Origin of the sequence: Actinopolyspora sabaoui (assembly GCF_051225635.1) — a bacterium.
Lineage (GTDB): Bacteria > Actinomycetota > Actinomycetes > Mycobacteriales > Pseudonocardiaceae > Actinopolyspora.
Window position 1 is genome coordinate 274,397 of the sequence record NZ_JBMIHH010000007.1, and the last position, 13,121, is coordinate 287,517.

Annotated in this window: 9 protein-coding genes; 3 read left to right on the plus strand and 6 right to left on the minus strand. The window is 68.8% G+C overall.

Going from position 1 to position 13,121, the window contains the following annotated elements; translation table 11 throughout:
* Nucleotides 1–217: 217 nt before the first annotated feature.
* Nucleotides 218–1,414: a GGDEF domain-containing protein gene (locus ACOQFL_RS15790; protein ID WP_435544927.1), complete on the minus strand. Its 1,197-nt coding sequence runs from the start codon at nt 1,412–1,414 to the stop codon at nt 218–220.
* Between the two features lie 500 nt (nt 1,415–1,914).
* Here ACOQFL_RS15790 and macS point away from each other — a divergent pair, with 500 nt between their 5' ends.
* Nucleotides 1,915–3,204 (plus strand): MacS family sensor histidine kinase, encoded by a 1,290-nt coding sequence (gene macS / locus ACOQFL_RS15795; protein ID WP_435544928.1) that lies wholly within the window; start codon nt 1,915–1,917, stop codon nt 3,202–3,204.
* Nucleotides 3,205–3,215: 11 nt separating this feature from the next.
* Nucleotides 3,216–3,893: a response regulator gene (locus ACOQFL_RS15800; protein WP_435544929.1), complete on the plus strand. Its 678-nt coding sequence runs from the start codon at nt 3,216–3,218 to the stop codon at nt 3,891–3,893.
* Between the two features lie 52 nt (nt 3,894–3,945).
* Here the strand turns inward: ACOQFL_RS15800 and ACOQFL_RS15805 are convergent, their stop codons facing one another.
* From ACOQFL_RS15805 to ACOQFL_RS15815, 3 genes are all read right to left on the minus strand, one after another.
* Nucleotides 3,946–5,583, minus strand: coding sequence for a phosphoenolpyruvate--protein phosphotransferase (locus tag ACOQFL_RS15805; protein ID WP_435544930.1), 1,638 nt, complete (start codon nt 5,581–5,583; stop codon nt 3,946–3,948).
* Between the two features lie 886 nt (nt 5,584–6,469).
* Complete coding sequence (locus tag ACOQFL_RS15810) at nt 6,470–6,775, minus strand: glutaredoxin family protein (protein ID WP_435544976.1); 306 nt, start codon at nt 6,773–6,775, stop codon at nt 6,470–6,472.
* Between the two features lie 316 nt (nt 6,776–7,091).
* The gene (locus ACOQFL_RS15815; protein WP_435544931.1) at nt 7,092–9,242 is read right to left on the minus strand and encodes an MMPL family transporter; all 2,151 of its coding nucleotides are present in this window, start codon (nt 9,240–9,242) and stop codon (nt 7,092–7,094) included.
* Nucleotides 9,243–9,367: 125 nt separating this feature from the next.
* On the opposite strand from ACOQFL_RS15815, the gene ACOQFL_RS15820 reads away from it, so the two are divergent.
* Nucleotides 9,368–10,153 carry a TetR/AcrR family transcriptional regulator gene (locus tag ACOQFL_RS15820; protein ID WP_435544932.1) on the plus strand — a complete coding sequence of 262 codons (786 nt, stop codon included), beginning with the start codon at nt 9,368–9,370 and terminating at the stop codon, nt 10,151–10,153.
* 35 nt (nt 10,154–10,188) lie between these two features.
* On the opposite strand, the gene ACOQFL_RS15825 is transcribed toward ACOQFL_RS15820, so the two are convergent.
* Nucleotides 10,189–12,153 (minus strand): acyl-CoA dehydrogenase family protein, encoded by a 1,965-nt coding sequence (locus tag ACOQFL_RS15825; protein WP_435544933.1) that lies wholly within the window; start codon nt 12,151–12,153, stop codon nt 10,189–10,191.
* A gap of 139 nt (nt 12,154–12,292) precedes the next feature.
* Nucleotides 12,293–13,030: a helix-turn-helix domain-containing protein gene (locus ACOQFL_RS15830; protein WP_435544934.1), complete on the minus strand. Its 738-nt coding sequence runs from the start codon at nt 13,028–13,030 to the stop codon at nt 12,293–12,295.
* Nucleotides 13,031–13,121 lie beyond the last annotated feature (91 nt).

A 13,121-nucleotide genomic window follows, 5' to 3' on the forward strand; every position in this document is an offset into this window, starting at 1 on the left:
TAGCGGGGTGTCCCCGGGGCGTGAGTCGGATGCATCGCGAGGCCGGGCCGCTCGCCGCGTAGGTCGCTACTCAAGAGCCGGCCCAACGCGGCAAGGCGCCGACTCACGTGACGGCTACCCGACCATCGCGCCAGAGCGACCGAACCAACAACGCAGCGAGAGCCGTGCGCGAGGTTCCGCCACACGAGCCGCTACGCAACAGGCGAGAAGAGAGCGCTCACGCGAGGCTGACGGCGTCACGCCCGTTGGCTTTGGCGGCGAGGAGGGCCGCGTCGGCGGCCACCAGCAGGTCCTCCAGCTCGTAGCCCAACCGCTCGGTGGCGGCCACGCCGATGCTGACGGTGAGCCCGTCGAGTTCACGGTGGACTCCTCGCGTGTCCCGGGCGGGTACGGACAGTGAGGCGGTGGAACTCCGGATGCGTTGGGCGATCTCGCAAGCGGCGGGGATGTCGGCGTCGGGTAACAGCACGACGAACTCCTCGCCGCCGAAGCGCCCCACCAGGTCACCTTTGCGAACGCTGCCGCGCAGCATCAACGCCATCGAGGCCAGTGCGGCGTCCCCAGCCAGATGTCCGAGCTCGTCGTTGACGCGCTTGAAGTGGTCGAGATCGAGCAGCAGGATCGCGGCCCGCTGTTGCCGGGAGCTCGCCCTGCCCAACTCCGCACGGGCCAGTTTGTCCCAGTGAACCGCGTTGACGAGTCCGGTCTTGCCGTCCCGCTGCGCCGAGCGCCGCCACTGCGGTAGCTGACCGGCCATGTCCAGCAGCGCCATCGGCGGTGCGGCGAGCAACGCGCTGGCCGGGTTGAATTCCATCGCCACCGCCAGCAGGGTGCCGAGGGTGGCGGCGACGACGCCGAGCAGCACATCGATCGGATCACCCAGGATCTCGGCCCTGTCAGCCCGGGGCCTGCGCAGTCGGAGCCCCACCGCCACGATCGCGGCCCGAAGCAGTAGCAGGGTGGCCGAGCCCGCGATCAGCAGCAGGGGATTCCACCGCGGCTCGTGCCAGCCAACGACCGCGCGGGCCACGAACGTGGCCGAAACGGTGGCGGCGGTGACGAACATCCACCGGTACGACTCGCCGCGCACGTCGAGCACCCCGTGCAGGGCGGGCCCCAGCAACAGCAGCACGAGCAGGTTCGGCGGCAGTGTGAGCATGCCGGTGACCAGATAGCAGATGTGGATCGTCCAGGGATCCCGGCGCACCTCGTCGCGTAACTGGATGGACAACGAGGTACCGACGATCACGACGCCCGCGGTGAACGCGAGCAACCCGAAGCGGTGCAACGTGTCGGAAGCCGGAGGAGCGGTGGTCAGAATGACCGCGAACACCAATGACACGGCCACGACCTGCACCACGATCACGTAGACCAGCGCCGCGGGCCTGAGCCTCCACAATGGCCAGTACCCCATGAATCTCTCACTCCTCCCCTGCCGGGAGCCTCGCACAGATCCGGCCGGGTTCGTAGCCACACCCTGAGTCGCTTTCGCTTCGAAGCGTCATTCACTCGTCGAACCCCGTTTCCCGTTGGATGTCCGAGGTGATCGACTGGTTCCGTTCGACGACCCATTGGGCCGACGGCGGCGAGGGCAGCGGTCTTCGGCCCTTCTCGAGGGGTCGTTGTCGATCCGATCGCGGGCCGCGAAGCACGGCGGTGTGGGACGGGCCGTTTCGGGAGCGGGGAGCACGCTGTGCCGGGCGATCGACAATCGGTTCGCTCATCCCACACTAAGACGAATAAGATTCATACCTGGCTGGTCCGCACGTCGCGACGTGCGGAGGAAAGTCGCGGCGCGGGGTGAAACCGTCACGAAGGTCCTGGAGCGAACTCCGCGAAGGCTGGAACGAAGAGCCCGGCGCGCTCGTCGATACGTATGGCCCTGGCAAGTTCGCCGGAAAGGAACGCCGAAGAGTGGGCAGCACGACCAGCGACAGCACGGACGGACACCGCAACCGACCCCTGTGGCCGAGAATGTGGCGAACACTCACGACAACAGGCGGAACCCCACACACCACGACGAACCGGCACGGACAGCTGGAAGCGGTCCCGGACGGTCGCATACCGCTCTGGCGGGCGCACAACGGAACACGCGTGTTGACCCTGCTCTACGCCTTCGTGTGGTTCCTGGTCATGCTGCCCGACTACCGCGAACCCGTGCTGGGTTCCGTGATCATGGCATCGATGGTGGGCTGGACCGCGTTCACCATCTGGCGTTACAGCAAACCGTCAGGGCGCACGAAGCGGCTGGTGCTGTTGGACCAGTTCGTCACGACGGCACTGTTCGGGCTCTGCTACTTCGTACTCACCGAGCACCAGCTGGAACAGGGACTGCCGACCGTGGTCACCATCTGGCACGCCTCGATGGTCACCGCTGCCGCCGTACGGTGCGGTATTCCGGGAGGGGCGGTGAGCGGCGCGGCCGCCGCGGCGGCCAACTTCGCCATGCGCGGTTACATCGACTCCAACATGTGGATGGACACGGTGCTGCACCTGACGATCGGGTTGCTGCTGGGGCTCGCCTCGGAAACCGCCAAGCATTCCACGCGGCGACTGGCCAGGGCACTGCGCGCCGAGGCGGCCACGGCCGAACGCGAGCGGCTGGCGCGCGACATCCACGACAGCGTGCTCCAGGTGCTGGCACGAGTGCGACGCCGGGGCGGTGAGCTCGGCGGCGAAGCCGCCGAACTGGCCACCATGGCCGGTGAGCAGGAGATCGCGCTACGAGCCCTGGTCTCCACCGGCCCGGCCGAACGCGGCGAGACGAGCACGGACCTGGCGGCGCGCCTCCGAGCGCTCGGGGACGCTGGGGTCAATGTCTCGGTACCCGCCACCGAGGTAACGCTGCCCGCGGAAACGGTCACCGCGCTGTTCTCGGTCACCAGCGAAGCCCTCCAGAACGTGGCGGACCACGCGGGACCGGAAGCGCAGGCCTGGATCCTGCTGGAGGATCTGGGTTCCGAGATCGTGCTCAGCGTGCGGGACAACGGTCCCGGTATTCCGGAAGGCAGGCTGGAGGAAGCGGCCGCCGCGGGCAGGATGGGAGTCGCGCAGTCGATCCGCGGTCGGGTGGAGAGTCTCGGTGGGACCGTCACGTTGGACACCTCGCTCGGTGAGGGCACCGAATGGGAAATCCATCTCACTCGCACCGATTCGCGGGACCGGACCGTGCACAGTGGTGTACGGGCACGCGGGAATTACTGAGGAGCGAGAGCATGACGGGGTCGGAGATTTCGGTGATGGTGGTCGACGACCACCCGATCTGGCGAGACGGAGTGGCGCGGGACCTCACCGAACGGGGGTTTCGCATCAGCGCCACCACCGGCGACGCGGTCTCGGCACTGCGTATCTCACGGACCGTGCACCCGGATGTGGTGCTGATGGACCTCAATCTGGGCGACACCTCCGGGGTGGCGGCAACCCGCCAGATCACCCAGGAAATACCCGGAACCAGGGTGCTGGTGCTGTCGGCCAGTGGCGAGCACGCCGACGTGCTGGAGGCGGTCAAGGCCGGCGCCTCGGGATACCTGGTCAAGTCGGCCTCCGTGGACGAGCTGGTGGACGCGGTGGAGCGCACCTCGGTGGGAGACGCGGTGTTCACCGCCGGTCTGGCGGGCCTGGTGCTGGGTGAGTACCGACGGATGGCGGTCACCCCGGACGACTCGGATCCGGACCCGCCACGGCTGACCGAGCGGGAAACGGACGTGCTGCGGCAGGTCGCCAAGGGCCTGACCGCACGCCAGATCGCGAACAAGCTGGTGATCTCGCACCGCACGGTCGAGAACCACGTGCAGTCCACACTGCGCAAGCTACAGCTGCACAACCGGGTGGAGCTCGCCCGCTACGCGATCGAGCACGGGCTCGACCAGGAGGGTGAGGCCCCACCGGAGTGAAGCCTCCCCGAACCGGTGAAGCTTGGTGCGCACGACGAGTCGCCGCTGAGGTTCATTCGAACGCCGCACGCGCCGCCGCCTTGGCTCCGGCGGCGTCCGACGCGGCGAGCGCTGCCTCGGCGGCTCGTTCACAGGCTCGCAGCGAGACACCGGCGACCGCCGAGCCCACGGCGGGAACGGCCGTGGCCACCATGGACAGACTGCTCACCCCCAGCCCCACGAGTACCCGGGCGAGCAGCGGATCGGCGGCCGCTTCCCCACAGACCCCGACCGACTTGCCCGTCTCGCTCCCCGCCCGACCGATCATCGCGATCAACCGCAGCAGCGCGGGCTGCCAGGGATCGTTCAGCCCCGCCAGCGCGCCGAGCTGTCGATCGGCGGCGAACACGTACTGCGCCAGGTCGTTGGTACCGATGCTGACGAAGTCGACCGCTTCCAGCAGTTCCCCGGCGATCAACGCGGCAGCGGGCACCTCCACCATCGCACCGACGCGGGCGATCCCGGCCGTCCTGGCACGTTCGGCGAACCAGGCGGCCTCCTCCGGGGTGGCCACCATGGGAGCCATCACCGCGACGTCCGCGCCCGAGTCCCCCGCGGCCGCCGCGATGGCGGCCAGCTGCCGGTCGAGCACCTCGGGCCGGTCGAACGCCACCCGCAACCCGCGCACACCCAGCGCCGGATTGGGCTCGGTTCCGGTGCCCAGGAAACCCAACGGTTTGTCGGCGCCCGCGTCCAGGGTGCGCACCACCACGGGTTTCCCGGCGAACGGCGCGAGCACCTCGGCGTAGGCCGCCCGCTGGGTGGCGACCTCCGGTTCGTCCTCGGCAGCGAGGTAGCAGAACTCGGTACGGAACAGCCCGACTCCCTCGGCCCGTGCGGAGACGGCTGCCGCCGTGTCGGCGGCAGCGCCCACGTTGGCGAGGATCTTGACACGACTCCCGTCCGAGGTGCCGCCGCTGCCGGTCCAGTTCGCCGTGTCAGCCCGTTCGGCGGCACGGACCTCGAGCCGTTCCTCCGACAGCCCGATAGCCCCGCTGTCGCCGTCGACCTCGGCCGCGATCGCGGCGCTCTCGGCGAGCAGTCCGCGCACCGCCACCACGGCGGGGATGCCCAACGAACGGGCGAGAATCGCGGTGTGACTGGTGGGGCCGCCCTCCTCGGTCGCCAGGGCCAGCACGAGGTCCGGGTCCAGATCGGCGGTGTCCGCGGGCGCCAGGTCCCGTGCGAGCAGCACGCTGGGTTCCAGCAGGGCGGGAACCCCCGGAGGCCGCACCCCGAGCAGTTCGGCGATGATCCGGTCCCGCACGTCGTGCACGTCCCGCACCCGCTCGGCCAGGTAGCCACCGGTGGCCCGGAGGGATTCCGCGAACTCGTCGGCGGCTTCCAGCACGGCCCGTGGCGCGGGCACCGCGCGCTGGTGCACGAGCTGTTCGGCGCGTGAGCTCAACGAGGGATCCATCGCCATCGCGGCGGTGGTCTCCAGAACGGCCTTGGCGTCCCCCTCGACGCCCGCGGCGCGTGCGAACAGTCCGTCGGCCACCGCTTGGGCGGCGGGTGGGATCCGCGCGGCCTCGGCTTCCGGATCCGTTACGGCGGGGGAGGCGGGGGGTTCGGGCAGGGGCTCGGCGACCCGGACCACCGGGCCGGCGGCCCGCCCGTTGCTGACGCCGACACCACTCAATCGCAACATGGTCTAGACCATACCTTTCGGCTAGCTGTTCCCGCGACGCCGAGCCTCCCGACGCCGTACGGACTCACGGGACCACGAAACCCGTCCGAACGAAACAGTGACCAGTCGCCCGGAGAGGGGCATCAGGTACGCGAGGGAACTTACTTCACTCGAACGAACCAGCGGGCTGCCGACAATAGGTAACTCATGAGTAACCGCACGGATCCGCGTCCCTCGTACTGACCAGCAGGCTGGAGACATGACACAACGAAACGTGACGCACTCGCGAACCGTCGGACACTCCCGAGCACACCACCTGGCCGGCCCGGCCCGGATCCATCGGCTCTCGCTGGGTGAACCGGTGGACACCAGCTTCCTGCCCCCGGCAACCGTCCCGAGGGCGGCCACCACGAATCCCACCATTGCTGACCACTCGAACCGGGAAAGCGGGAACACGGTCACCACCGCCGGGCCGAGCAACACCAGGCCGACACTCGTGACCCGCCTCCCGTACCGCACCGGACGGTTACACAGATACCACCCGGACGGAAGGTTCCGGAGAGTCTGTCGTTCCCCCGACGGATCAGGCTGAGAATTCTCGCACGATTCGCGTGTTTCGAACCGAATCCGCCCCTCAACCACACCCCCGTTCGGGGGTTATTGGGAACGAAATCGCACCGTTTTCGGGTTCCTCGGGGTCACACTGGAATGGTTGCGGCTCGTCGATATCGCGCCATCGGCGATGGCAACAGCCGGGGCCGGTCGTAACGCCCCCCGTACGGCCGGCCCCGGTCCTCGGCTCCGATCCTCGTTCCCGAGGCGGGACCACACCGCCGTCCTCTCCACGCGGGAGCGGGCGAGAGGCCCCGCGGGCCGCACCTCCCCGGCGATCGGGCGGAAGCCGCGATCAGGAATCGCGCAACCGCAGCGCCCGCAGCGCACCATCCACAAGCCCCGGTTCGCTCTCCGGCAGCGCGGCGGGAGCGTGTGTCGCCGCGGCCTCGCGTACGGCCTCGGCGGAAGGATTGACCGCCGACCAGGAACCGATCACCACGGTGGGAACCGTCTCGTTGCCGTCGGCGAGCTCCCGGACGGCGGCGGCCGCCCGTTCGTCCTGCCAGATGTCGGTCTCCTCGAAGCTCACCCCGTGTCTGCGCAGCCCGGCACGCAGCGAGGTGCAGAAGGGGCAACCCGGGCGGGTGTAGACCAGCACGTTGCCGTCCTTCCCCGTTTCCCCGGCCGCCCGGTGTTCCCCACCGACGCGGTTCGGGCCAGCGGTTCGGTCCGGGTCCTCCCCGTTCCCTCCGACCCGCTCGTCGGGGTCACTCGGGTTCTGTCGCCACGACATCGGCCACCTCCGGCTCACTCGTCGTCCTTCGTCGGCACCACCTCGGGCTCCCCGCGGCACACTTCCGCGAGAGCACCGGAGACGTGGCGTGGATGCTCGGTCGATCCTCTCGGCACCGTGGGTCGACTCCGATGGCGGGGTCCACCCACCGAACGCCCTGCCCACCACCGGAACGCTCCGATCAGCGCACCGATTCCGGCTCCGGTTCGTTCCCGGCCTCCGCCTCGGAGAGGCCGACCCGTCGCTGCAACCGACGCAGCTTTCCGGGTGCCCACCATGACGCATCACCCAGCGACCGCAGCAAAGCGGGTACGAGGATCATTCGCACCACGGTGGCGTCCAGCAGCAGCGCCACGATCATTCCCACCCCGATGAACCGCATCATCGTGACGCCGGAGAACGCGAAGGCTCCGGTGACCACTATCAGCAGCAGCGCGGCGGCGGTGATCATCCGGCCGGTGCTGGCCAGGCCGGTGCGCACCGCTTCGGGTGTGTCGGCACCGTGGGCGCGCGCCTCGACCATCCTGGAGAGCAGGAAAACCTCGTAGTCGGTGGACAGCCCGAACACCACCGAGGCCATCAGTACGACGATGCCCACCGACAGGGGAGCGGGAGTGACGTTGATCAGCCCGGCGCCGTGGCCGTCGACGAAGATCCAGGTGAGCATCCCGAAGGTCGCGGATAGGCTGAGCACGCTCAGCACCACGGCCTTGATCGGCAGCAGTACCGAGCCGAACGCCAGGAACATCAGCACCAGCGTCGCCCCGACGAGCAGCACCGCCACCCACGGGAGGGTTCTCACGGTGTCGCGCAGACTGTCCAGGTTCAGCGCGGTGGTACCGCCGACCAGCACCTCGGTCTCGGGTGGCGGGGGCAACGACCTGATTTCCTCGACGGCGTCGTTTGCCCGCTCCCCGAACGTCTCCGCCTCCAGGCCCGCCTTGAGCACCACGACCCCGTCGTGGCTTCCCGCGGGGCGGGCCTGGCCAATGCCGGGAACCTCGCCGACGGCGGTACCGAAGGAGGCGACCTGCTGCCGCGTGGGTGCGTTCCCGCCGCCGTCCAGCACGATCCGAACGTTGTCGCTGCTCATCGAGGGAAAATCGGCACGAAGTCGCTCGATTCCCTGCCTGGCGGGGTCGTCCTTCGGCAGGATCCGCTCGTCCGGTGTGCCGAATTCGGTCCGCAGGAACGGCGCCCCCAGCAGCAACAGCACGGCGATGATGGGGAACGCCGTCAGCAGCGGACGTCGCATCACCGCGTCGGCGAACCGGTACCAGCCGCGCCCGGGTTCGGCGTCGCTCCGGCGGTTGCGACGCCAGGGCATCGCGAGCTTGTCCACCCGGGGGCCGAGCATGCCGAGCACGGCGGGCAGCACCGTCAGCGAGATCACCGCCGCCAACGCCACCGAGGACATTCCGCCGTACGCCAACGAGCGCAGGAAGCTCTGGGGAAACAGCAACAGGCTGCCCAACGCGATCACCAGCAGTGTGGCGGAGAAGGCGACGGTGCGGCCCGCTGTCGCCACGCTGCGGCGCACGGCTTCGCCAGTGGAGTCGCCCGTCGCGAGCTCCTCGCGGAACCGACCGACCACGAACAGGCCGTAGTCGATCGCCAGCCCCAGCCCGAGCAGACTCGCCACGTTGACCGCGAAGGTGTTGACGTCGGCGAACAGGGTGATCAGGTGCAGCAGGCCCAGCGAACCGAGTACGGCGGCCCCGCCGACCAGCACCGGAAGGGCGGCCGCGACGAGACCACCGAAGATGATCACCAGCAGTACCAGCACCACGGGGAGCGAGACGGCCTCGGCCATCACCAGATCGTGCTTGGAGTGCCTGTTCATCGACGCCTGCAGCGGCACGCTTCCCGCCACGTCGGTACTGGCTCCCGCCACGTCGAGCCGATCGGCTATCCGCTCGTAGGCACCGGTCTTGACCTTCTCGCCACCCGCGAGCCGGATGGTGGCCAGCCCGGTGGTGTGATCCTCGTTGGTCAGGGCCGGGTTCGGGGTGCTCCAGTAGGAGTTGACCTCCCTTACGGCGGAATCCGGCAGTTCTGCGAGCGTGCTCCGGATTCGTTCACCCAGTTCGGGATCGTCCACGGTCCCCCGGTCCGCGCTGTAGAGCACCACCACGTCACCGCTGGACCCGAGCACCCGCTCGGCCCGTCGCTGTGCCGCCGCGGCCTCACTGTCGGGCGACTCGTAACCGCCCTGGGACAATCGGTCGAAGACCCCGAACCCCCAGACACCGCCCGTAACGACCATTAGCAGCACCGTCACCAGCACCGGGAGCCTGCGCCGATATGTGAGGGAGCCCCAGGAAGCGAACACACGGACCTCCGGCTGTGCGGACCGAACCGTACAGTGGCTACGACCCGGCCATTACCGAGTTAACGGCGTTTACTTCGCACCACTGTAGCGATGAACTCCGAGATAAGCACCCGATGGAGTGACACATGAACGGAGTCACTCGACGTGAACAGCTGCGTGCTGCCACGGACCTCGACATCCGCGGGCACGCGCGCGAACTGCTGGTCCGCGAGGGACAGGAAGCGGTGACCCTACGCGCGATCGCACGTGAGCTCGGCATCACCGCGCCCGCGCTGTACCGCTACTACGACTCCCGCGAGGACCTGCTCAATCGGCTCTCCGAGGACATCTGCGACGACCTCTCGGCGGAGCTGAACGAGACGATGTGCGGGATCGAGGACGACCACCTGAGCAAGGTGTTCGCGGTCTGCCGAGGCTTCCGGAGCTGGGCGCTGGCACATCCACGGGAGTTCACGCTGGCGTTCGCCACCCCGGGCGGCAACGGTAGTGGGAACACCGGTACCGACGCTCACGATCCCGACGCCACGGCGACGTCGGAGAAATCCGCCACACACAAATCCGCCACCCACAGCGACGAGCTGGGCAGCGTCTTCCTCGGCGTGGTCGGGCCGCTCATGGCGGAGGGAGCCGGCAACCCGTCGCCACCCCGAATTCCGGAGGAGCTGCGAGCCGGACTCACGGACAGCCAGCGGGACCTGGCCGCGGCGTTGAACACCCACGGCATCGAGATGCCCCCGGAGGCGTTCAGCGTCGAGGCGGTGTACATGATGCTGCGCTGGTGGGCGAGGCTCTACGGCCAGGTCGCGCTGGAGGTTTTCGGGAAGTTCCCCTTCGACGTGAGCCACGCCGACCGGCTGTTCGAGTCGATGCTGGAGGAACTCGGCCGGGAAGCCGGGCTGTACCGGCAATGAGTTCCGGACCGCCGGTCGGGTCGCGGCCGGGACCTTCAGCCGATACCAGGCTGCTCACCGGTGGCTATCGGCGCCCGCAGCCACTGGCGCGGCACCCCGAACGAGGCGACCAGTTCGACCGCGTGCGGGCGCAATCCCTTGCACAGCGTGTTGACGGCCTCGGTGACGGCCTTGGCCCGGCGCGGACTGATCCGCTCGTGTTCCAGGAACCAGCCACGATCGGCCTCGATGTTGGACAGCACGTACAGATCGCACAACCGCTCCAGCATCTCGGCGGCCGCCGGATCGGCACAACGCTCGATCCCGGCCACGAACGCTTCCAGCACGATGCGGTCGATGTGCACCCGGGCGGCGCGCAGCACGTGGTCCTGCGCGTCGTTGAACACCTCGAACGGGTCGCTGTCGCCGGACCCGGCACGGCGGAGCCTGCGGGCCACACCGTCCAGCACGTGCCGTTCCCGGTCCTCGAACAGCCGCAGCTGCCACCCCCGGTCGAACAGCGCGTCCTCGTCGTCCCGGCCTGGTGAGGCATCCACCAGGCGTTGGATCACCGAGCGGGCGGCGGTCCGCTCGATCACGGTTCCCACGAACTGATCGGCGACGTAGCGGGCCATTCCCAACGTGCCGAGCTCGTCGAAGCTCTCGCGGTAGCCGGTCAGCAGTCCCTTCGCCACGAGTTGCAGCAGCACCGTGTTGTCCCCCTCGAAAGTGGTGAACACGTCGGTGTCGGCCTTCAAGCCGGTCAGCTGGTTCTCGCTCAGGTAACCGGACCCGCCGCAGGCCTCGCGGCACTCCTGGATGGTGCGGGTGGCGTGCCAGGTGGTCACCGCCTTGAGCCCGGCGGCGCGGGACTCCAGCTCCCGCTGAGCGCGTCCCTCGGGGTCCTCGTCGGGGGAAGCGCGCCGCAGGTCGTGCAGGGTGGCGACCAGTTCCTCCTGCGCGAAGTGCAGCGCGTACGAGGTTGCCAGCGCGGGCAGCAGTTTTCGCTGGTGCGCCAGGTAGTCCAGCACCGGTGTCTCGCCACCGGTTCGGGGATTGGCGAACTGGCGCCGGGTCTCGCCGTAGCGCAGCGCGATCTCCAGCGCGAGTTTGGTCGCGGACCCGGCGGTGCCCGCCACCGACACCCGCCCGGTGATCAGGGTGCCGAGCATGGTGAAGAACCGCTTGTTCACCCCCTCGATCGGGCTGCTGTAAGTGCCGTCCTCGGCCACGTCGCCGTAGCGGTTCAACAGCGCTTCCCGGGGCACTCGCACCCGGTCGAAGGAGATCCTGCCGTTGTCCACCCCGTTGAGCCCGGCCTTGCGCCCGCAGTCCGAAAGGGACACTCCGGGGACCGGGTTGCCCTCCTCGTCGCGGATGGGGACCAACAGGGCGTGCACGCCGTGGTTCTCCGTGCCGCCGTCGGCGGTGGGGGTGTGCAGCTGGGCGAAGACCGCGGCGGTGCGCCCGTCCCTGGCGGCGTTGCCGATGTAGTCCTTGCGCGCGGACTCGTCCGGGGTGTGCACCACGAACTCGGCCGTGGCCGGATCGTAGACGGCCGTGGTTCCGAGGTGCTGCACGTCGGAGCCGTGCCCGGTCTCGGTCATCGCGAAACAACCCGGCTCCGAAAGGTCCATTATGGACCGAAGGTGTTTCTCGTGGTGGCGTTCGCTTCCGAGCGCGGTTACCGCACCACCGAAAAGTCCCCATTGGACACCTGCTTTGACCATCAGCGAGAGGTTGCCCGCCAGCATCTCCATGGCCACCACCGAACCGCCCCGGTCACCGGATCCGCCGTACTCGACGGGAAAACCGATCCGGACGATCTCGCTGTCGGCCAACCGCCGCAGCTGTTCGAAGGTGTGTGCCCGGTGGGACTCGGTGTCCAGCCCGTCTCCGGTGGGCAGCGGTTCGTTCTCCAGGACGCCACGCACCCGTTCCCGGACCTCGCCCCAGCGGCCGTCCAGTGACTCGCGCAGCTTCGCGGGATCGAACTTCACGGGGATACTCGGGGTCCGCATACGTCCTCCAACTCGCTCGACTACCGCCCGGCGGTTACCCCGTGGCGGAGTTGTCGAACCAGTCTGGCGTTTCCCGGGGTCTCATCGCGTGGTGACCCCGATCGCCGTGCGGACATCGGCACTCCGTGATCACGCCGGATCACGCGTCGCCCGAGCTCGTGTCGTCCTTCGTTCGCAACGCGTCGATGCGCCGCAGCACATCGAGCTGGGCGGGGTTGTACAACTCCAGTAACGCCTGGCCGACGACCGACTCCTTGGACCTCTCCTCCCGCAGCGCGTTCGCCCACGGATCATGCAGCACGGGGTGGTTGCGGTAGTGCTGTCGGATCTCCGGGAAGTAGCGCTCGGCCACCCGCCGCCGAGTGTCCTCACTCGCGTCCGCGGGCAGGGAGTCGAACTCCTCCTCGATCGGAGTGGGGGGACGCGACAGCATCTCCCGCAACGCCGCCATCGCCGAGTCGCCGAAGACCCGCGAATAGACCAGCAGCAGGGCCCGGTCGGCGTCCGAGCGCTCGGCGGCGACCTCGTCGAAGCCCGCGGGCAGGTCGGCCGGGGAACGATGCCGCAGGATCACGGCCAGTTCCTCCCGCATCCGCTGCTGCCGGTCGATGCTCGCCGCCAGCTCGTCGTCCAGCGCCCGAAGCGACTGCTCCGTGCTCTCCTCCGATTCCTCCATCGCAGCGATCTCGGAAAGCGGCACGCCCAGGTCGACGAGCCTGCGGATCCGCAGCAGTCGGACCAGGTGTCCGATTCGGTACCGCTTGTACCCGTTCGCCGCCCGTTCCGGTTCGTCCAGCAGCCCGACCTCGTGGTAGTGGCGGACGGTTTTCAGCGTCGTGCCCGCGAGTTCGGCCAACTGCCGCGTGCTCCAAGCCACCGGACCACCTTCCTCTCGTTCTTCTCGGCAACTGCTTTCTCGGTGGCGGGCCGTGTGTCCGAGGGCACAGTCAAGCAGAACCGATCGAGCT